At 41.2% G+C, this 22,256-nt stretch carries 16 protein-coding genes and 1 tRNA gene; 6 read left to right on the top strand and 11 right to left on the bottom strand.

Features of this window, described 5'->3' with window-relative positions; translation table 11 throughout:
* Positions 1–21 precede the first annotated feature (21 nt).
* The 5 genes from NYR17_RS08195 to NYR17_RS08175 form a co-directional block, all read right to left on the bottom strand.
* A complete protein-coding gene (locus tag NYR17_RS08195; protein WP_302505228.1) occupies positions 22–1,674 on the bottom strand; it encodes a ribonucleoside-diphosphate reductase subunit alpha in 1,653 nt (550 codons plus the stop codon).
* 76 nt (positions 1,675–1,750) lie between these two features.
* Positions 1,751–2,725 (bottom strand): ribonucleotide-diphosphate reductase subunit beta, encoded by a 975-nt coding sequence (locus tag NYR17_RS08190; RefSeq protein ID WP_302505227.1) that lies wholly within the window; start codon positions 2,723–2,725, stop codon positions 1,751–1,753.
* Positions 2,726–3,247: 522 nt separating this feature from the next.
* A tRNA-Met gene (locus NYR17_RS08185) sits at positions 3,248–3,324 on the bottom strand.
* Positions 3,325–3,369: 45 nt separating this feature from the next.
* Entirely contained in the window at positions 3,370–4,659 is a 1,290-nt protein-coding gene (locus NYR17_RS08180; RefSeq protein ID WP_302505226.1) for a TlpA family protein disulfide reductase, read from the bottom strand.
* A 119-nt stretch (positions 4,660–4,778) separates the two neighbouring features.
* A complete protein-coding gene (locus NYR17_RS08175; protein WP_302505225.1) occupies positions 4,779–6,923 on the bottom strand; it encodes a S9 family peptidase in 2,145 nt (714 codons plus the stop codon).
* 122 nt (positions 6,924–7,045) lie between these two features.
* On the opposite strand from NYR17_RS08175, the gene NYR17_RS08170 reads away from it, so the two are divergent.
* The 4 genes from NYR17_RS08170 to NYR17_RS08155 all read left to right on the top strand — a co-directional run bounded on the left by NYR17_RS08170 (position 7,046) and on the right by NYR17_RS08155 (position 11,057).
* Positions 7,046–7,501, top strand: coding sequence for a GtrA family protein (locus NYR17_RS08170; protein ID WP_302505224.1), 456 nt, complete (start codon positions 7,046–7,048; stop codon positions 7,499–7,501).
* A 243-nt stretch (positions 7,502–7,744) separates the two neighbouring features.
* Entirely contained in the window at positions 7,745–8,482 is a 738-nt protein-coding gene (locus tag NYR17_RS08165; protein WP_302505223.1) for a lysophospholipid acyltransferase family protein, read from the top strand.
* Positions 8,483–8,524: 42 nt separating this feature from the next.
* Positions 8,525–10,003: an MFS transporter gene (locus tag NYR17_RS08160; protein ID WP_302505222.1), complete on the top strand. Its 1,479-nt coding sequence runs from the start codon at positions 8,525–8,527 to the stop codon at positions 10,001–10,003.
* The gene (locus NYR17_RS08155; RefSeq protein ID WP_302505221.1) at positions 9,987–11,057 is read left to right on the top strand and encodes a DUF3810 domain-containing protein; all 1,071 of its coding nucleotides are present in this window, start codon (positions 9,987–9,989) and stop codon (positions 11,055–11,057) included. Before NYR17_RS08160 ends, NYR17_RS08155 begins: the two co-directional genes overlap by 17 nt.
* A gap of 189 nt (positions 11,058–11,246) precedes the next feature.
* Here the strand turns inward: NYR17_RS08155 and NYR17_RS08150 are convergent, their stop codons facing one another.
* The 6 genes from NYR17_RS08150 to rpmB all read right to left on the bottom strand — a co-directional run bounded on the left by NYR17_RS08150 (position 11,247) and on the right by rpmB (position 14,326).
* Positions 11,247–11,498: a GlsB/YeaQ/YmgE family stress response membrane protein gene (locus tag NYR17_RS08150; protein WP_302505220.1), complete on the bottom strand. Its 252-nt coding sequence runs from the start codon at positions 11,496–11,498 to the stop codon at positions 11,247–11,249.
* A gap of 296 nt (positions 11,499–11,794) precedes the next feature.
* Positions 11,795–12,625 carry a GLPGLI family protein gene (locus NYR17_RS08145; protein WP_302505219.1) on the bottom strand — a complete coding sequence of 277 codons (831 nt, stop codon included), beginning with the start codon at positions 12,623–12,625 and terminating at the stop codon, positions 11,795–11,797.
* A gap of 44 nt (positions 12,626–12,669) precedes the next feature.
* Positions 12,670–13,623, bottom strand: a complete 954-nt coding sequence (ftsY, locus tag NYR17_RS08140; protein ID WP_302505218.1) for a signal recognition particle-docking protein FtsY — start codon at positions 13,621–13,623, stop codon at positions 12,670–12,672.
* A gap of 104 nt (positions 13,624–13,727) precedes the next feature.
* On the bottom strand, positions 13,728–13,877 hold the full coding sequence (locus NYR17_RS08135; RefSeq protein WP_302505217.1) for a DUF4295 family protein: 150 nt from the start codon (positions 13,875–13,877) through the stop codon (positions 13,728–13,730).
* Positions 13,878–13,896: 19 nt separating this feature from the next.
* Positions 13,897–14,079 carry a 50S ribosomal protein L33 gene (rpmG, locus tag NYR17_RS08130; RefSeq protein WP_302505216.1) on the bottom strand — a complete coding sequence of 61 codons (183 nt, stop codon included), beginning with the start codon at positions 14,077–14,079 and terminating at the stop codon, positions 13,897–13,899.
* Positions 14,080–14,089: 10 nt separating this feature from the next.
* Entirely contained in the window at positions 14,090–14,326 is a 237-nt protein-coding gene (rpmB, locus tag NYR17_RS08125) for a 50S ribosomal protein L28 (protein WP_302505215.1), read from the bottom strand.
* 198 nt (positions 14,327–14,524) lie between these two features.
* Between rpmB and ruvA the strand changes: the two genes are divergently transcribed.
* Positions 14,525–15,109, top strand: a complete 585-nt coding sequence (gene ruvA / locus NYR17_RS08120) for a Holliday junction branch migration protein RuvA (protein ID WP_302505214.1) — start codon at positions 14,525–14,527, stop codon at positions 15,107–15,109.
* 60 nt (positions 15,110–15,169) lie between these two features.
* Positions 15,170–22,141: a cell surface protein SprA gene (gene sprA, locus NYR17_RS08115; protein ID WP_302507043.1), complete on the top strand. Its 6,972-nt coding sequence runs from the start codon at positions 15,170–15,172 to the stop codon at positions 22,139–22,141.
* Positions 22,142–22,256: the final 115 nt, after the last annotated feature.

Raw genomic sequence — 22,256 nt, 5'->3', positions numbered from 1 at the left:
GATTAAAGCTTCTCCTCATTCCTACGCCTCACAGGAGGTACAGTTCACGAAGTTGACCATCATCTCCTTAGATACAGAGGAACTTCTTTGGTAGTACAAGGTTTTTACGCCTTTCTTCCATGCCTCTATCATCAGGTAGTTCACATCTTTTACTGGCATATTAGACGGGATTTGGAGGTTGAGGGATTGCGCTTGGTCTATGTACTGCTGGCGCTGGGCGGCTTGGGAGATGATCTCCATTGGAGATATTTCTTTAAAGGTTTTGAACACCGCTTTTTCCTCATCGGTTAGCCCTTCCAGATGCTGTACAGAGCCGTGGTTGAGCATAATACTGCGCCAAGTTTCCTCATTGTCTAAGCCTTTTTCTTCTAACAGTTGTGCCAAGTATTTGTTCTTCCGCATAAAGTTTCCTTTGGCTAAGCCCGCCTTGTAGTAGTTGGAGGCAAAAGGCTCTATCCCTGGCGATGTTTGCCCTAAAATAGCCGAGCTGGAGGTGGTTGGCGCTATCGCCATAAGGGTAGTATTGCGTCTGCCATAGCCTTTGAGCATTTCGGGTTCGCCGTAGATGTTGGCGAGCTCTTGGGAGGCTGCCTCGGCTTCTTCCTTGATGTGGCGGAAGGCACGGGCGTTAAACTGGGTGGCTTCAAAACTCTCAAACGGAATTCTATTCTTCTGAAGGTAAGAGTGATAGCCCAGCACGCCTAAGCCCAACGCTCTATGCTTAATTGCGAAGTTGCGCGCGCCTTGCAGGTAATAGTTGCCTTCGGTTTTTTCGATAAACTCGGAGAGTACAGCGTCTAAGAAATAAATAGCGAGCTTGACAGCATTGGTATCTTTCCACTCATCAAAGAGTTCTAAATTCATAGAAGACAAGCAACAGATAAAGGATTCATCTGCGGTGGAAGGGAGCATAATCTCGGAGCAAAGGTTGCTGGCGTTAATCATCAGCCCTGCATCTTTATAGACTTGAGGCTTGTTTCTATTGACATTATCGGTAAAGAAGATGTACGGTAAGCCCTTCTGCTGGCGACTTTCTAAGACTCTTGCCCAGATTTTTCTTTTCTCAATATCGCCATCTATCATATCTTGCATCCAATAATCTGGTACGCAAACGCCGATGAACAGGTTCTGAATTGGGCTGCCGATGTCTTTAATAGAAAGGAACTCCTCAATATCGCCGTGGTCAATATCTAAATAAGCGGCAAAGGCGCCCCTGCGCACGCCACCTTGGCTCACCACATCCATAGAGGTGTCAAACAACTTCATAAAAGAGACAGCACCAGAGGATTTTCCATTGTCGGTTACGGCAGTGCCACGGTGTCTGAGTTCTCCAAAGTAGCCCGAAGTACCGCCCCCAATTTTGGTCTGCATAATCACTTCGCCCATTTTGTGGGTAATGCCCTCTATGCTGTCTGGGATGTGGACATTAAAGCACGAAATCGGTAGTCCGCGCTGGGTTCCCATATTCGCCCAAACTGGGGAGGAAAAGGAGATCCACCCTTTGGTGATCATCTCTTCAAACGCTGGCTGTAGCTCCGGCTTGTAGAGCCTTTTGGCTGCCGCCGTGGTAATTCTTTTAATGGCACCGTGTACCGTTTCGCCTTTGAGGAGGTAACCTCTGTTGAGCATTTGCTCAGACTCTTCATTGAGCCACCATATATGCTGTTCTTCCATTGTCGTATATGCTTCTATATTATAGGTTTAATGCTGATTTTGTGGGTGATGTTGTTTTTCTGCTTTGATGGAGAAGCTAAAACAAATCATTTTCTGTAATCGGTTTGTCGTGCTTGGTGTAGTCCACAGGGCGCTTAGCGAAGAAATCATCTAAAGAATTAGCAAACACCTCTTCTTCAAACCATTGCATCGGTTTGTATTCCTCTGCGGTGATGTTGTATCTCGGTTTCATCCCGATTTTTTTTAGGGAGTCATCTACTCTATATTTCATAAAGTTGAGGAGGTCTTTTTTAGAAACTTTGTCAATCTCGCCCAGTTCAAAAATCCAATCTAAAATTTCGGCTTCCACCGTCAGGGAGGTGTCCACCAGCTGATAGATGTCCTCTATATCCGCCTCGGTAAGGAGGTGGGGTTGCTCTTCTCTGATTTTATTGATGAGGTAGATGCCCGCATTAGCGTGGATTTGCTCATCTACACTGGTCCACGCGATGATGTTGGACACATTTTTCATATACCCCTTAAACCTCGTGAAAGAGAGAATAATAGCAAACTGGCTGAATAGAGACACATTTTCTATCAAAATAGAAAATAAGAGCAATGAAGATACATACTCTTTCGGCTGCGTGGAGTTGGCGTGTTTAAGGACTTCGGTTAAGAAGTCTATTCTCTTTTTAACGGCAGGAATTTCCACCACATTTAGGAATTCGTTATTGTAGCCCAGCACTTCCAAAAGGCGAGAGTAGGCCTCGCTGTGTCTAAACTCACACTCTGCAAAGGTGGATCCCAACCCGTTGAATTCTGGCTTAGGCAGGTGGTTGTAGAGATTGCCCCAGAAGGTTTTTACGGAGACTTCAATCTGAGCAATCGCCAATAGGGCGTGCTTAATGGCATTTTTCTCGTGCAGCTCCAACTGCGAGTGGAAGTCCTGCACATCGGCAGTGAAGTCTACTTCGGAATGTACCCAAAATGATTTATTGATGGAGTCCACAAATTGTAATACTTCTGGATACTCAAACGGCTTGTAGCTGATACGCTTATCAAATATTCCCATTTTTTGTGCTGTTAAAAGGTTAAACAAAGCCAGCTTTTGTGGTATACATTGCTAAGTTATAGATTTATAAGGGATTAACCTCAACTTGCGAACCCAAAGCGTGGATTACAAAAATAGAGAATCCTCTTTGAAAAAGAAAACAAAACCCTGCGATAAGTCTTAAAATTTTGGTTATTAGGCTTATAAGTTTTCCACATTGCTGCCAGCCCTTTACTATAGGGCATAGCGCTTCATTTAGCCCATCAATAAACGCTTTGTAGTGAGGGGTGAAATTAAACAATCGTTTAAGTTTGCCTTTTTTAGGGTATAGATGATTTAAACTATACCCCAAATGGTGTAGTGCGCCGTCGAAAACAAGCCTTTTTTATCCTTGAAAATGCTCATCACCTCTTAAAATAGGTGAGGGGTAGAGGTCAATAATTGATGAAATTGTGGTTTTTGGTTTTGTATTTGAGGCTAAAATTTTGGGGAAGTGGGCATAAAAAAATCGGTGTATTCTGTTGATACACCGATTGTTAAACTTGGTAGCGAAGACGGGAATTGAACCCGTGACCTCAGGGTTATGAATCCTGCGCTCTAACCATCTGAGCTACCTCGCCATTTGAGTGGTGCAAATATAGAAAATATTTTTATCCCACCAAAATTTATTTCAAATTTATTGTGCCTAAAAAGGCTTTAAAGTTATGTGGCTTGTCTATAATTTTATCCTGAGCATCTAAAAGATAATAAGTTGGCGTAGCGTGCACATTGTAAGTTTCAGCGTAGCTACTTTCCCAGCCTTTCAGCTCAGAATCGTTAATCCATGGTAAAGAGGCAACGGTGTTTTGGTAAGCCTGAGCATCTTGGTCTAAGGAAAACGCCACCACCTCGATGCCTTGCTGTTTTAGCTGTGGGTATTTTTCTAAAATCTGTGGCAATTCAGACATACAATGCGGACAAGTAGATGCCCAGAATAACACCAATTTTTTGCTGGCTTTTACATCGCTGAGCTTTTTAGCCTTGGTATTTTTAAGGTTGCTCGTGAAGGTATAATCAGGGAAAGTGCTGCCCACCATCGTGTTTTTAATTGAAGTGAGGCTACTTTTTAGATTTTTATTGATTTCGCATTTAAGATTGGATGCAAGTTTGAAATATTTATCTTTTTCCTCTTCTAAGCCATAAGTTTCAAAAATATCTAACAACTCTGCCAATATAGTTTGCCCTCTTGGCGATTCCACGCTAACGGCTTCCAAAAGTTGCCCTACTTTGGGATCTATTTGCTCTTTGGATAAAGAACGCAGGAAGTTGAGGAGGGTAGGTTTGAGGAGCGATGAGGTTTCTAAAAACTCATTGCTGGAAGATAGAAATTGGATGTAATCATCTGCCGTTAGGGGCTTTTCAGGATTTTGATTGGCATAAAGCGTATGCTCAAAATAATACTGAATAAAAGGATATTGCGATAAATTTTGCCCCGCCATTTTAGCTTGATTAAGCCGATTGATTTCTGCGGCTAATGCTTGGTCAAAAGCGGAATTATCATTATAAAAACCTTTAATTTGAGATAAAACAGGCAGTATTCTTTCCTTTTTTTGATTATTTTGCAAAAGTTGATACATCGTTTGGTTGGCAGGGTCTTGGTAATCAATTTTCTTGATATTTTGCCCATCGGTATCCAATTTAATTTTGACCTCTTGGTTTTCGGACATGAAATTAACCGATTGCTTGTTGTCAGGGAAATAAGCCCTAAGCATCCCGTGGTAAGCCTGAGGAATTTGGATGTTCCACTTGCCGTTTTTCTTTTGTGCTTGTGCGGTTAAGAAGTCTTTGGAACCATTCAAAGTATAGACCATAACCTCTTTTTTAGAAAAACTATCGGGGGCTTCTATGCTGATGTTAAACTGCGCCAAAGCCATCGTAGATAGCAATAATGGCGATAAAAGGATTGCTTTTTTCATAGCCACAAAGTTAATAAAAAATAGAGGAAATATTAAGTAATCATTTGGGGCATGGATTAAAATAAAACAAAAAAGGCTCTTTCACATTATGAAAAAGCCTTCTATTTTAGATGAAATTATTACTTCTTATCCTTTAAATAAAGGTCAAAATAATCGGTTACTTTTTGCATTAGGTGTACACGGTCTTTGCCTAACACATTATGGGCGTGCCCAGGGTAAACAAAATAATCCAGCTGCGTGCCCTTTTCTACAGCATTCCTTAGGAGGTTAATGGTGTGTTGCCATACCACCACGTCATCTTGAGTGCCGTGGATCAGGAGAAGTTTCCCTTTCAGATTTTGAATTTTATCCAAAAGATTGGCTTGCGCATAGCCTTTGGGGTTCTGTTGAGGGCTGTCCATATAGCGCTCGGTGTACATAATTTCGTACATATTCCAATCGATAACAGGGCCGCCAGCCACCGCCACTTTAAACACTTCAGGATGGCGAAGCATCAAACTTGTGGTCATAAAGCCACCAAAACTCCAGCCGTGAACGCCCATTCTATCGGCATCTACATAAGGCAAAGATTTCAAATAAGCCACGCCTTTCAGTTGGTCTTCCATTTCCACAGTGCCCAATTGTCGGAATGGAGCGGACTCAAACTTGAAACCACGATTAGAAGAGCCTCGGTTGTCCATTGAGAAAACCACATAGCCCCTTTGCGCTAAATATTCGTACCAAAGATTGCCGCTGGCAGGGAAGGTATTGGTGATGAGTTGTGCGTGTGGGCCACCATAAAGATAAACGATAACGGGATATTTTTGGTTAGGATTAAAATCAGTGGGGAGTATCAATTTTCCATAAAGAGGCGTACCATCATCGGCTTTTAGCGTTACATTTTTTACCTCAGGTCGGGCGTAATCTTTTAGTGGATTTTCCGCAGAAAATAGAGGTTGAGATTTTAAATTCTGCGTATTGATGAGGTTGATGTTCCTCGGCACTTCGGCGTTAGAATAAGTATCGATAAGGAGCGTCCCATTTTGGTTGAGTAGCCCTCTGTGCATCCCTGATGCAGAAGTGATTGGCGTGAGTTTTTTATTCTTCCAATTCACTTTATAAACTTGCCTTTCCAGCGGCGAATTTTTAGTGGTATTGATGTAAATTTCATGCTTAGCGGCATTGAAGCCTAAGACATCGGTCACCAGCCAGTCGCCCGTGGTAATCTGTTGCACCAGACCTCGGTCAATGTGGTAGTGGTAAAGGTGGTTAAAGCCGCTCCTCTGGCTCTGCCAAATAAAATCTTGGTTAGAGTGAGGGAGGAACAATAGCGGGTGCTCAGGCTCCACATATTTGGCATTTTTTTCCTCAAAAAGCGTTTTGATAAAGCGCCCCGTTTGCGCATCGTATTGGTTCATTTTGAGGTGGTTTTGATCTCTGTTCAGCACCCCAACGAAGATAAAACGCGAATCTGGACTCCACGAAACGGCGGTTAGGTATTGCTCTGGGTCGCCATCTATTTGCAGAAATTGCGTTTGTTGCGTTTTAAAATCGTAAATTCCTAAACAGACTTGGTGAGAGGTGCCGCCCGCCATGGGATATTTAATGTTATGATTTTCAGCTGGCACCACGCTCCAATCGATGATGGGGTAATCTTTGACCATCGTTTGGTCCATTTTGTAAAAAGCGACCTTGTTTTGGTCTGGGGCAGGGAAGATGCCGCCATGGATCCCGAATTCGTTGCGGTGAACGGATTGCCCGCTGATGATATTCTCGTTTTGTTCCTGCGTGATGGCGGTTTTCTTGCCTAAATATTGACTATAAAGGTTGTTTTTAACCGTAAAAAGAAAAGTGCCATTGTCGGTAATTTGGATATTTTCGGCATCTTCAGGGAGCTGTTCCCAAATTTTAATTTGCCATGCGCCAGCCTGTTTTTCTACAAGATAATAAGTGTTGTTTTGGTCAAAATACGCCTTTTCATCATTGATGAAAGTGAGCCTCGGAAAGCCTTTGAGCTGCCTTTCTTTGGATAAATTTTGGTTGATTTGATGCAGAGAAACCAAGGTGTCCACCTTCATAGAAGGGTATTGGGTAATGGTATAGGCGTTTTTGACTTGTTGGATGTAGCCCTCTTGATTTTTTGCCCAGTCTAAGCCATAAATGCTTTTCACAGCAAGGTTAGAGCGAAGCCCCAAAACGGCATCTTCCATAGTGAATTTCTTGTTTTGAGCGGGAGATAAGGCGGAGAGCGCCAATATCAGTAAGTAACTTTTGTTGATTTTCATTATCTCTAATTTTTTATATGCCCAAAAATAATCATTTTATTTGAACTTGTTTTCTTAAAGATGAAAAAAAGCGGGATTATATTTCGGTTTTATAAGGATTAAAGTTAAATTTGCAGCGTTCTATGAAACTCTTAAAAAGACATCGGCAGATTATCTTGTTCATCATCGCTGGGGGGCTGAGTGCCGTGGTGGAAATCGGTACTTTTAAGTTACTGAGCGTGGTGCTACCGCAGTATTTGCCACAGGAGCAAGATTGGGGCGGCGTGCATTATCCGCTGAGCAATATCCTCTCCACCACCATGGGAATTCTCTCCAATTATTTCCTCAGTATTTGGTTTGTCTTTAAAAGAGGCAAACACTCTAAACGGCGTGAGTTTGCGTACTTTATGGCAGTTTCATTCTTGTCCACCGCGCTGAGTTTATTGGCATTTCAGATGTTCTATTGGTGGGTATTTACGAGCAATATAGAGGTGCCATTCTTCACTTTCAGCCGTGCCATTTTGAGTAAAATAGCCGCTATTGTTTTGGTGTCTATCCTTAATTATAGCGTGAAAAAGCGTGTGATTTTCAATGGATAACCGCAGGGTGTCCGCCCTTAGTATAGCAAGGTGTCTGCCCTTACGCTAACGGAGGCTCTGTCCTTATAATGATGTGATGTCCGTCCTTAGGCTAACGCGCTGTCTGTTCTTATTATAATACGCCACGCCTTCTGATGAGGCTACGCTAGTGCTTCGCCTTATTATATAACGATGAGGAAAATGGTGGTGGTTTAAACTCCGAGAGAAATTTGTGTATATTTGCGGCGTTTTAAATCATTGAAAATGGTCATTTTAGTCTACCTTTGGCGGCTTTGGTTTGTGGTTTTGGGCGTATTGCTCACCTTGCTGATGGCGCCGTGGGTTTATATTTTTTCTTTTAATAAGAAGCACTTTCGCATTGCGTATTTCTTTATTAGAATTTGGGCGCTGGGGCTTTATTATGGTATGGGCTTCCGCTACCGATGGATCAAGGAAACGCAACGGAAAATAGAGAAAGGCAGGCAGTATGTATTTATCGCTAACCATACATCCGTGATGGATATTATGCTGATGGTGGTCTTGTTGCCAGAGCATCCGCTGTGTTTTGTTGGAAAAAAAGAATTGGTAAAACTCCCCATTTTTGGAACGATTTACAAACGCGTGGCAGTTATGGTGGACCGAGATAGCGCCAAGAGCCGTGCCGAGGTGTACACGCGCGCCGCAGAGCGGATGCAGCACGGACAGAATATGGTTATCTTCCCAGAAGGTTTGGTGCCAGATGATACGACAGTCACTTTGGCGCCGTTTAAAAATGGGGCGTTTATGCTTGCCAGCCAGCACCAGTTGCCGCTTTGCGTTCTGACCTTTGTGGGGCTTAAGCAGATGTTTCCTTTTGATAATGCTAAGGGTTACCCTGGGCGCGTGAAGGTTTTCCTCAATGAAATTATAGAACCTGCCGACGGTTATACTTTAGAAACGATGAAAGAAGCCGCCTTCCAGATGATAAAAAATACCATAGAAAAACACGAAGTATCATTTTAAATCTCTATATTTGTCTGCACTAATTTTAATTTAATTTAACAAATGGAACAAAATACACAACAGACCAAGTGGTCGCAGTTTATCTCGTTGGTCATCGTTTTCTTTTTTTGGGGCTTTGTAGCCGCCAGCAACGATATTCTTATCCCTGTATTTAAGAAAAGTTTTACCCTATCCCAAGTTCAGTCCCAATTGGTGGCGTGGGCATTTTATCTGGCGTACTTTATTGGCTCTGTGATCTTTTTTGTGGTTTCGTTATTTAGTGATATTTTACAAAAGTTTGGATATAAAAAGACCTTAGCTTTCGGCTTGATTGTCTCTGCGATAGGCGCTTTTTTGTTTATCCCTGCCGCTACCAACCATAGTTTTGCGTATTTCCTAACAGCTTTATTTGTGGTGGGCTTGGGCTTTTCGGTGCAGCAAATTGTGGCGAACCCCCTCGCGATTAAAATGGGAAGTCCAGAAACAGGGGCGCACAGGCTTACTTTGGCGGGCGGTATCAACTCTTTGGGAACCACCATTGGGCCTATCATTTTAGGACGTGCACTTTTTGGCGATGGCGGCGATGCGAATACCACACTAAACCTCCACGATGTGCAGTTGCCATTCATTATTTTGGGGGTGGCGTTTATTGCCGTTGCCATTTTTATGATGCTTTCTAAAATAGAAGACCCCGCGAAAGATGAAATCCAAGAAGAAAGCCTACAAGTGGAAGAGGAGACATCTTTTAATATTATGAAATACCCACAACTTCTACTGGGAATGTTGGCGATATTTATCTATGTTGGCGTGGAGGTGTCTATTGTGAGTAACCTGCCAGCATTGCTCCATACGGCGGAGTTTGGGAATATTTTGGAGCACGACATCGCGCCGTTTATTTCCCTCTATTGGGGCAGTTTGATGATTGGAAGATGGAATGGCGGTATCAATGTTTTTAACACTTCTAAATCTACAAATTTAGCGCTTAAATTTATCGTTCCATTTGTTGCATTCGGGATTATCTTAGGGGCTAATAGCCTGATGGGCAAAAATATTTCATCATTTTATATCTATCCTATATGGATTTTAATTTTCATTCTGATGAGCTTCTTGGGAGGTAAAAATGCAGGCAAAACCTTGATGATTTTCGGGGTAGCAGGCGTGCTGATGATGTTGTGTGGTCTATTCTACCCTGATAAAACGATTGCCAAATATTTCTTTATTTCTGGTGGTTTGTTCTGCTCTATTATGTGGCCGTCTATTTTTGATTTAGCCATAGCGGGATTGGGCAAAAATACAGGGAAAGCCTCATCATTCTTGGTAATGATGATTCTCGGTGGTGGTGTTATTCCAATCATCCAAGGTTGGGTTTGTGACCACGATTTAACTTCGCCAGAAGGGATTTTCGGCATCAGTTACACACATTTTTCATATATTATCCCTGTGATTTGTTTTAGCTATTTGGCATTTTATGGCTTTATTACGCCTAAAATCTTGAAAAAACAAGGTATCACCATAGCAGAATCCAATGGCGGAGGACATTAAAAAAACGTTATTTTATAGTAAAAGAATTTGGGCAGGGCTTCTTCTTGTCCAAATTCTTTTGTTTTATGGGCTATCGCATACGCCTATCGCTATTGATTTTTTTGAATATGGCTTTGAGTGGAAGAAGTATCCACAGCAATATTTTTCTTCGCTGTTCCCTTTTTCGTTGGGAGATTGGGGCTATCTTATTTTAGGATTTATTTTGCTGATGTTGGGCATTAAAATCGTGATTTTAAAGCGGCGATCTTTTAATATTGTGCGGTTGCTTATATTGCTGAATGGCTTTTATTTTGTTTACCAATGTTTTTGGGGAATGCTCTACTTTCAAACGCCGATCATTGAAAAGTTACCAGCGGAAGAATCCACAATAGCGCAAACTAAACGTTTGGCAGAGCGATACCTCCAGCGGTGTATCGAGAGCCGACTTTTAGTTGAAGAAGATAAAAATGGCGTGTTCCATATTACGGATTCTGAGGCATTGGTACAAGAAATTTTGAAACAGCAGCACCATCTGCCCACTTTCTTAGCGCCCAAAAAGCCCACCAATCTTTCTGATATTAAACCCAGTCTTTGGGCGCCAGTGATGAGCTATACAGGGATTTTGGGCTATTATAATCCCTTTACCGCCGAGGCACAGTACAATCCCAATGTGCCAGATACTTACCTGCCCATCACGCTGGCACACGAAATGGCGCATCAGCTGGGTTATGCTCGGGAGGAGGAAGCCAATTTTATCGCTTATTTGGTGGGGAAAAGTTCTACCAATACGGTTTTGCAATACAGCACGAATTATTTTGTGCTCAAAAGTTTGCTTCGGGATTTAATCGACACGGAACCAGATTTTGTAGCGCAAATTTTGAAGCGCTATTCTGAGGGAATGAAACGCGACCGTGCACAAGAGTGGGCATACCAAAAACACTACCAAGGCCTTGCAGAAACTTTTTTTGGTTGGACTAACCATTGGTTTTTAAAATCTAATCAGCAAGATGGAGCCGTGACTTATTCTTATTTTACTCGCCTTTTACTTCGGTATGAAGCTGTGGAATATCCATAAAAAGAGCCACTTATAAAAAGTGGCTCTAAAAACACAAATGATGAAAAAAAATTATTGCTTAATTAGAGTAAAACCCTTGATTATAGCGTTCCAAATATAATCATTTTATTCTGTCCCACCAAATATATTTTAAATAAAAAAGCCCATTAAACTTAATGGGCTCTTTTCTAAACTATTAAAATGAAAAAATTACTTTTTCGTAATGGCGGAGTAGATGGCTAAAAGCAATACTGAACCACCTACGGCTACCATAAAGCTTGAAAAGTTGAAGCCAGTTACATCTATACCTAAAAACATAGAACCTAACCAACCGCCTAACATACTTCCTACAATACCGATCACGATGGTGATTAACCATCCGCTTGGGTCTTTACCTGGGTGAATTGCTTTTGCGATAGCACCAGCGATTAAACCAAATAAAAGCCATGATAAAATTCCCATAATACTTTTGTTTTTTAAAGTTAATAAATTCATTTAATTTGAAAAGCCCTCTAATGGCTGTAAAACCAATATTAAACTTTTCCGAAAAAGAATCTACAAACTCCGTGCCATTAAATAATTTGGAAGTCTTTCAACTTCTCGCCAACGCTTTTGTATTTTACGAAATCTTGGAACTGGTTGGCAATTATAAATACCACTGTGGCAGTAGATTGTTGGGCTTACTCAAAAGGTATTTTATACTTTTATATCAACCAAAAGCACCTCGTTATTTGAGGCGCTTTTTTTAAGATATTCATTTATTGTATTTGATAATGAATTATTTTATCAAGTTCTATAGGATTATTTTCTTTTATGATGCGTTCTTGTTCTCTTTTTTCAAATTCTCTCATTTCTTGAGCGGTTTTTACTGGTTTTCCGAACATAATGATGGTCGTTCCTTTATTGTTTTTCAATTGTTCTTTCAAATAATTAAATGGAGAATTAAAATGCTCTATTCTTTTCTTCTTCAAAATTGTTTCATCAATTTTAATAGGATTTTGCCCTCCAATGGTTTCTAAAAAATTTTGGGTATTAAATGGTTGGTTTAAGATTTTATTTTCTACTAAACTAAATATAAAATTATTTTGGGTGTCTTTTATTTCTATAATAAGACCTGGAAGTCCTCTAAATTTATATGGACCATCCCAGAATGGAAATTCATCAGAAAACCAAGCGATCCAATCTCTTCCTCCAAACTTTGCTATCGCTTTTTGGGCTTTTACTCCATTAAAGTCTTTTATTTCATTTAAAATAGTCCATTGGATATTGTCTTTTGACTCAATAACAAAGAAATCAGTTCCTATTTCAAAAAAAGATTGATTAATTTGGGATTTTTTGTTGTGAGATAATGCTGGGAGGTTATACCAAACGATGTTTTCTATACCTTTATTCTTGGATATGGAATCATTTATGATATATCGGTATGAATAAAATTTAGAGGTTTTATCGTTGATATCTAAAACCATATTTTCCTTAGAGTATTCTTTGGAAGTGGAATCTTTTTTGAAATGATACTCATAAATAAACCTATAGGTTTGAGCATAGCATGATATAGAAAATAAGAATAATAGTAAAAAATTAAATTTCATAGTAGAAAATTTAAATGAAAAACCTCTAATCCTCAGACCACCGATTAAGCTTTTCTGAAAAAAGAATCTACAAACTCGGTTCCATTAAATAATTGGAGGTCTTCCATTTTCTCGCCAACGCCAATGTATTTCACAGGCACTTGGAACTGGTCAGAAATTCCTATCACTACGCCACCTTTGGCGGTACCATCTAACTTGGTGACAGCCAATGCAGTAACTTCTGTTGCAGCGGTAAATTGTTTGGCTTGCTCAAAGGCGTTTTGCCCTGTACTTCCATCTAAAACCAAAAGCACCTCGTGGGGCGCATCAGGGACTACCTTCTGCATTACGCGCTTGATTTTAGAAAGTTCGTTCATCAAATTGACTTTATTGTGAAGTCGCCCAGCGGTGTCAATGAGTACCACATCGGCATCTTGAGCCACGGCAGATTGCACGGTATCAAAAGCAACAGAGGCGGGATCGGAACCCATATTTTGTTTAACGATAGGCACGCCCACGCGCTCGCTCCAGATGACCAACTGGTCTACAGCTGCCGCACGGAAGGTATCCGCCGCACCGAGAACCACTTTCTTCCCTTGGGATTTAAATTGGTGGGCGAGTTTGCCAATGGTAGTGGTTTTTCCTACGCCGTTCACGCCGACCACCATAATCACATAAGGCTTTTTGGTGGTGTCTATATTGCCCGTATCGGCGTGTGGATTTTCTAAAAGAAGCCCTGAAATTTCTTCTCTTAAAATTTGGTCTAACTCATCTGTACCGATGTATTTATCCCGTGCCACACGGTTTTCTATGCGTTCTATAATTTTAATGGTAGTAGCGGCGCCCACATCGGAGGCAATGAGGATTTCCTCTAAGTCATCTAAGACTTCATCATCTACTTTACTTTTACCAACAACGGCTTTGGATATTTTTTCAAAGAAGCCTTGGCTTGATTTTTCTAAGCCTTTATTTAAGGTTTCTTTTTCTTCTTTTTTGAATATTTTTTTGAACCAGCTCATAGAGGTCTTTGTTTTATGGTCAGTGTTAGAATTATTTCAGCAAATATATAAAAAAACTACCCAAAAATATTTGGATAGTTTTATATATTTTAAGATAGAGGAGGTTATTTTTTCAAATAAGCATCTACCTCATCAGCGTTCATTACTTTTTCGTCGAAAACATAAGCTCCTGTTTTAGGAGATTTAACCATTTTCACTACTTTGGTCATCTTTTTAGAAGATGTTTGTAGGGTTGCTACTACTTTTTTTGCCATTGTAAAATATCTTTAAAGATTATTTAATTTCTTTGTGAAGGGTGTATTTTTTCAATACAGGGTTGTATTTTTTTAACTCCAATCTTTCAGTGGTGTTTTTCTTGTTTTTGGTGGTGATGTATCTGCTCATCCCAGCCATACCACTTTCTTTATGTTCTGTGCATTCTAAAATCACTTGCACGCGGTTTCCTTTTTTTGCCATGGTTTCCTAATTATTTAATAAATCCGTTACGAGTAGCTCTTTCTATAGCCTCTTCAATACCAATCTTGTTAATCACTCTCAATCCGTGAGCAGACACCTTTAAGGTTACATATTTCTCTTGCTCAGGAAGGTAAAATCTCTTCTCTAATAAGTTGATCTCAAAACGACGCTTCGTCTTGTTATTAGCGTGAGAAACATTGTTTCCTACCATTGCACGCTTTCCTGTTATTTGGCAAATTCTTGACATATCTCGATGTTCTTTATTACTACTAAATATTTGAGAGTGCAAAATAACAAAGAAATTTTGATATAGCCAAATCTTTTTATAAATTATTTTAAAACTTTATACGCTTCTGTTTTAGTAGCTTTGGATTTTTTGTACTGCAACAGACTTGGCAAAAATTCCTTATATTAGCCCACTGAAATTTTAAATTTTACTTATCTTATGATATACTACCTAAAAGGAGTGGTTCAGGAGCTAACACCGACTTATTTGGTGATAGAAGTTGCGGGCGTGGGCTACTATGTAGCGGTGAGTGTTGCCACCTCGCAGAAGATGAATTTGGGTAAAGAAAACCGAATTTTTACGCAGCCCATCATCAGAGAAGATGCCCATTTATTGTTTGGTTTTGCAGACCTTAGGGAGAAAGAAATGTTTAATCTTTTGGTGTCTGTGAGTGGCGTGGGGCCTGCATCAGCTATGATTATGCTCTCCTCATTAGAGTTGGAAGAAATCGCCCAAGCCATACTTTCTGGCAGTAGTGCCACGCTACAAAAAGTGAAAGGCATCGGTGCGAAAACCGCCCAGAGAATCATTGTAGATTTAAAGGATAAAGTGGCGCATTTCAATACTTCGGAAGAAAACATTTCCGTATTGGTAGATAATAAAGTAAAAGAAGAATCGTTATCAGCATTAGAGGTTTTGGGGATTCCTAAAAAGATGTCGGAGAAGTTGGCAGACAAGATTTTAAAGCAAAATCCAGACCTCCAAACGGAAGATTTAGTGAAACAAATTCTAAAAAATATTTGATTGTAAGTGAAACCACATAATATACTCTTTAAACTATGGTGTTTATCTTTCATCATCACCATAGGCGGCGCTAAGGCTCAGACTACAGAACCACAGGCGGAACCTACGCCACCGCAAATTGCCCTGCCCAACCCCGTGCGGTACGAGGCTTTTTATGATATAAAACAAGGGCTCTATTTTCTGTATCCTAAGGTGGGCAACATCGTTTCTGGCGTTCCCATTGCGATGACGCCCAGCGAGTATGCCGACTATGTGCGCACCCAAGGTTTGAGAAATTACTATCAAGAAAAATCCAATAATAACGATTTAGTTAATAGGAAAGACCCCGAGGCAGCGGAGAAAAAAGGCTTACTCCCAAGCTTAAAAATCAACAATAAATTATTTGAAACCGTTTTTGGCGGTAATAAAATAGAGCTGATTCCGCAGGGGTTTGCATCTTTTGATTTAGGGGGGCTGTACCAAAAAATTGACAATCCAATGGTGCTGCCACAGAACAGAAAGAATTTTGCGTTCAATATCCAGCAGAGAATTCAGCTCGGTATTTTGGGGAAAGTAGGAGAGAACCTTCAGCTCAAAGCCAATTATGATACGCAGAGCGGCTTTGCTTTTGAAAATAAACTCAATTTGGTGTGGCAAGCCAAAGGCACTTGGCAAGATTTGCAAACCAAGGGTTTGGGCGACCTCAACAAAGGTGGCGAGGATAAAATCATCAAAAGGGTAGAGTTTGGTAATGTTAATATGCCGCTCTCCACCAGTCTTATCCGTGGCTCCGAGTCTTTATTTGGATTGAAAACGGAGTTCCAATTAGGGAAAACTTACGGAACATTGGTGCTGTCTCAACAACAGGGGGAATCTCGCACCGTAGTCGCTCAAGGTGGCGGAACAATGAGCACTTTCAAAATCAATGCGATAGATTACGAAGACAACCAGCACTATTATTTAGGACAATATTTCTTCAAAAATTATGATAATGCATTACTCAACTACCCTCAGATTAACGCTAAAATCAACATCACGCGTTTAGAAGTTTGGGTTTTAGACCAAGGCTCTGGCAACCTCCAAGATCAAAAGAGCATCGTGGCGGTTAGAGACTTGGGAGAGGGCATTTCGGGCTATCCTAATAACGCTCAAAATAACCTTTACCAAAGTATTAACAATTTAGGCGCAGGGCTTAGAGATGCCAATACGGCGTATAATACCATCAATCAGCAATCTTTCCCAAACGCCTCTGGAACGGTGGAAACCTATACCGATGGCGAGCAATTTATCTTCAACCGAAGAGCCAGAAGACTGAACCAAAACGAATATAAATTTCATCCGCAGTTGGGGTATATCTCCCTCAATCAAAGGCTTAACGACAACCAGCTTTTGGCGGTTTCTTACTCTTTTACGGTAAATGGCTCTAACCAAGTGTATAAAGTGGGGGAATTTTCGGAAGAAAGTACCGTGCTGGTTACCAAGTTGATAAAGCCTAATGTTTTGGTGAAAACCACCTCGCCAATGTGGAATTTGATGATGAAAAACATCTATTCTATGAATGCCAACCAAATTGCGAGGGATCGTTTTTTTCTGAATGTTTATTATCGTGATCCTCAAAATGGCAAGGTCAACTATCTACCCAACACACCAATCCAAAATACCAATCTATTGAGCCTCCTCAATTGGGATAGACTTAATCTGAATAATGACCTCCAAAACGATGGCGGCAGTACCTATGGCGATGGTTTGTTTGACTTTGTGCGGGATATCACCATAGATCCAGAAAACGGAAAACTTATCTTTACCAAAGCGCAGCCTTTCGGTAATTTTATGATTAACGCCTTGGGTAGCAATGATCCTAAATTTGTGTTCTCCGAGCTTTACTCGCAGCAGAAACAAGTGGCATCACAAAACCCATTGGCACAGCGCTATACTATAGAAGGGCGTTACCAAGGCTCGCAGGGGCAAGGCATAGCACTTGGTGCCATCAATGTACCCAAAGGTTCGGTTAAGGTAACAGCGAACGGCGTGGCGCTTACCGAAGGCGTAGATTATACGGTGGACTATCTTTTGGGGCAGGTTACCATTATCAACGAGACTTTAAAACAATCTGGGCAAGCCATCAATATTTCGTTAGAAAATCAGATGACTTTTAACACCCAAAGAAAAAGATTTTTAGGGTTGAATTTGGAGCGTAAATTCAATGAACACCTTACCGTAGGTGCTACAGCGATGAACTACTCTGAGCGACCTTTAACCCAGAAAGTACAAATAGGACAAGAGGCGGTTAATAATACGATGCTCGGGATGAATGTGATGTATAATAATGAATTGCCATTCCTCACGAGGCTCACCGATAAAATTCCGCTCATCAATACCGAAGCGCCTTCTAACCTCAATTTTAGAGCAGAGGCGGCTTACTTGATTCCTGGCGAAAATAAAGACATCAACAACCAAGCTTATGTAGATGATTTTGACCAAAGTACCTCTAAAATCACGCTGAAAGAGCCTGCACTTTGGACTTTAGCTTCTAAGCCTGAAAAAAATACACGCGACCCATTATTCTCCAATTCTGGACTTTATGATGATGTGAAAAACGGCTATGGTAGAGGGCTATTGTCTTGGTATTATATAGACCCGAGGTTCTATGGTGTGGGTGGTAAAGCTCCTAATGGCATCAATGCAGAGGCGGTTTCTAACCACGCTTCTCGCCGAGTTAAGATGAATGAAATCTACAACAGCCGAGATTTTGTGGCGGGAGACCAAACTTTCGTTAATACCTTAGACATTACCTATTATCCAACCCAGCGCGGTCCGTATAATGTAAACCCTAATAATGAAGCAACAAGCGAACGGTGGGCAGGGTTGATGAGACCAATCAATGTGTCTAACTTTACCAGCGCGAATATAGAATATGTAGAATTCTGGATGATGGACCCTTATGCGGATGGCAAACCTTTGGGCGCTAATCCTAAGTTGCTCCTTCATTTAGGAAATGTTTCGGAAGATATTTTGAAAGACGGAAAACTCCAATACGAAAACGGATTGCCAACTTTGGATACGCCAGCGAAAACCTCGCAGACCTCGTGGGGGGTGCAGCCAGACCAGCAACCTGTGCTTTATGCCTTCTCCTCTGAGGGTGAAAATCGGACGGTGCAAGATGTCGGTTTTGATGGTTTAGACAATGTGCAAGAAGCCACCAAATTTAACTCTCCGTTTGTCAATCCAGTGACCAACTTGGCAGACCCTGCGGCGGATGATTTCGTGTTCTACCTCTCCAACCAGTTCCAAGGGGCGTTGGCTTCTTCTTTGGTGGAGCGTTACCGTTATTTTAGAAATCCAGAAGGCAACTCTAAGGCGGGTTCTATGGAGGTTTCTTCTCAGATGCCAGATGCCGAAGATATCAATAATGATTTCAACTTAGACCAGAGCGAAAGCTATAACCAGTATAGCATCAGTTTAGATAGAGCGGATTTGACTTTGGGTAAAAATTTCATCGTTGATGAGAAGGAAACCGAAGTGAAATTCCAAAATGGACAAATAGGGAAGAACAAGTGGTTCTTATTCCGAATTCCAGTATCGCAGTTTGATACAGATGCAGGCGATGCCAGTGCAGCGGTGCTCAATAATGTGCGTTTTGCCAGAATGATTTTAAAAGGGTTTGATGAAACCTCTACTTTAAGATTTGGAACCTTTGATTTGGTGCGTTCAGATTGGCGCAAGTACACGAAAAACTTAGCTGTAGGTAACAATTCTGATGAAGGCAGCTACACGGTGGACAATGCCAACTTTGATGTAGGTGGGGTCAATTTAGAAGAAAATGCCCTCGGCACGCCGCCTTATGTTATGCCTCCAGGGATTGAGCGCCAAGTGTTGAGCGGAACTACGGGGTCTCAGAGACAAAATGAAGCTTCTCTTTATTTAAAGGCAACCAACCTTTCTCCAACCACGCACGCCTCCCGAGGGGTGTTTAAAAATGTGTCGTTAGATATGCGCCGCTACCAGAAGTTGGAGTTGTTTGTACACGCAGAAAACCTTAAAGAGGTGACTTCCAATAGGGTAGATCCAGAGGCTAAATTCTTCATCCGTTTTGGTAGTGATGCCACGGACAACTATTACGAATATGAATCTTCGTTAAAATATACCGCTATTAGCGCTACTTCGCCGTTGGATATTTGGCCAATGGAGAACAATGTGAATTTGGATTTACAAGACTTCATCAATGCGAAATTGAGAAGAGAGTCTGCTAATGTGGGCATAGACCAGCGGTATAGAGATATAGAATATGGCGATGCGCATAAAGCCATTTATACCAAAGGTCGCCCTACTTTGGGGAATATTTCCACCATTGTAATTGGGGTGCGAAATACAGGCAATGACTCCAAAGATTTGGTGCTTTGGGTAGATGAGGTGCGCCTTTCTGGTATTGAAAATAAAGGAGGCTATGCCGCGAATGCCAGCCTCAATTTTAACCTCGGTGATTTTGCAAATGTGAATGCCAATGCGACCATTTCTACCATTGGATTTGGCTTTATTGACCAAAAACCAGTGCAAAGACAGCAAACGCAAAACACGGCTTTCTCTATAAATACCACCGTGAATGTAGATAAGTTTTTACCTGAAAAAGTGGGAATGAAAATTCCAGTCAACTATTCGTATAGCCAAACCATAGAAGACCCTAAATACAACCCATTGAATGATGATGTGCTCTTCGCTGAAGATCCTAAAAAAGAGGAACTGAAGCAAGTGGTGAGAACTTACACGCAGCAACGCAGCATCGGGGTGGTTAATATGCGCAAAGAAAGGGTAAACTCTAAGAAAAAACCTAAATTCTATGATGTGGAAAACCTCTCTGTAACCGCAATGTATAATGATGATTACTACCGAGATATCTATACCAAAAAGAATTACAGACAGAACCTAAAAGCCTATGTGGATTATAACTTTAGCTTTAAACCTTGGGTGATTAAGCCGTTCAACAACTTGGTGAAGGATACCGCTAAATCAGCGAAATACCTCCAATGGGTTAAGGCGTTTAATGTGAACCCTATCCCGACGCGTTTCTCTTTCAGAACAGAAATAGACCGTGATTACAGCGAGTTAGAGTTTAGAAATATAGAAGCCTTGATGAATGGGACAGCCACGCAGAATTTTGATGTCCTTAAAAACCGAAATTTCTATTTCGGATGGCAGTACAACCTTGGCTTTAACCTGACCAAATCCTTGAAATTGGATATCAACTCTGCCACGAGAACCCTTAATGATGATTGGGCGGTGCAGACTATGGACACCAAGTCTATTTTCCAAAATCCGTTCCGTGTGGGGCGCCCAGTGCTTTATAACCATAGGGTGCAGCTCAATTATAAATTGCCATTTGAGCATTTTCCATATTTAGATTTCATCAGTGCCGAGGTGGGCTACGGCTTCCAGTACAATTGGAACGCACGCTCTACGGTGCTCCTCAATAGTGCGAATGGCAACTTAGGAAACCTTGCTCAGAATACCAATAATAAGGTGGCTACGGCATCGGCGGATATCCCAACGCTCTTGGGGAAATTCAACTATTTTAAGAAAATAGACTCCATCCGCCAAGGTAGAAATAGAGAGATAGACTCCCTCAATCAAGTTTATGAAAAAGCTTTTGCCGATAACAAAAGCCGTAAAAAATTCAAGTTTAAATCTTACCAATTTAAACACCATTTGAGCGTAGGGCAACAGCTGATGTCGGCGCTGACTTCCATTAAACAAGTTAATTTTAATTATACCGAAAATAACGGAACTATGCTCCCAGGTATCCTTTCGGAACCGAATTTCTTTGGTGTGGGCAAAGGCGTTGGCGGACCTACCACAGGCTTTTTATTCGGTTCGCAAGCAGATATTAGAAGGATTGCTGTGGAGAACAATTGGGTGACCAGTTCAGACTACCTCAATGAGCCTTATACCCAAATGCGAAATGAAAATATCACCGCCAATATTGCAATAGAGCCGATGAAGGATTTAAGAATAGACCTTAATTTCTTACGGACTTATAATAAGAATATGAGCCATTCAGGCTTTAATATTGATATAGATGGCGATAGAAGCAACGGCGTACAATTCTCCTTTGCGAATGAGATGATCAGTTATTCTCATACCGATTTCCTTTTGGGCACTGCTTTTACCGACGGTGGCGAGATTTTCAATCAAATGAAAGCCAAAGCGAGAGAAATCTCCAGACAGCACAACGGTACCTTAACGGCAGACGGTTTTGTGGAAGGGTATAGCATCGCGAATTCTTATGTGTTGGTGCCTGCATTCCGTGCGGCGTTGGCAGGGAAATCATCTACCACCGTGGGACAGCCTACCAAACCGAGCTTCCCACTGCCCAACTGGCGCATTACCTATTCTGGATTGCGGAACATTCCGTTTATCAATAGCCAATTCCAGAAGTTTGATCTCCAGCACGCCTACACTTCTACCTTTACCGCTACGGGCATACAGTCCAATATCGATTTTTATAGCAACCAAGGCAGTGTAGACATCAGAGGGGATAAAATCAACCCTTATGTATTCTCTCAGGTGATGTATCAGGAGGATTTTTCGCCGCTAATTGGCGCTGATGTTACTATGCGAAACAATATGCAGTTCCGTGCACAATATAATAGAAGCCGTATGTTCCTCCTCGGTTTGGTTAACCATACTTTAACCGAAGATTCAGGCTCGGAATATGTGTTAGGTTTTGGCTACATCCTCAAAGATTTGCAGTTTAAACTTAAATTTAGAGGCAAAACGAAGAACATCAAAAGTGATTTAAATATTCGCGCTGATTTTTCGTTGAGGGATAACAAAACCAGAATTACCAATATTTTATTAGATGATGCTCAAATCACGGGTGGACAGCGGATGATGGGGATTAAACTCTCCGCCGACTATAATATGTCGCAGAATTTGAACCTTCGTTTCTTCTATGACCAACTGATGACGAAGTATAAAATCTCCACGGCATTCCCACTCTCCACCATTAGAGCAGGACTCTCTGCCACCTTTACTTTTGGAGGCGCAGGCGTTCAATAAGGATTGATAGCATCAAACTTTAAATCTTATAAAAGTCCACTAAATGTGGGCTTTTTTATTTTTCAACCTTGAAGAAGTGCATAAACTTAGAGTAAAAGCCCTATTTCCGATAAGT

Origin of the sequence: Riemerella columbina (genome assembly GCF_030517065.1) — a bacterium.
In the GTDB taxonomy this organism is placed as follows: Bacteria; Bacteroidota; Bacteroidia; order Flavobacteriales; family Weeksellaceae; genus Riemerella; species Riemerella columbina_A.
The sequence above is the reverse complement of the archived record's forward strand: the minus strand, read 5'-3'. Positions and strand labels throughout refer to the sequence as shown.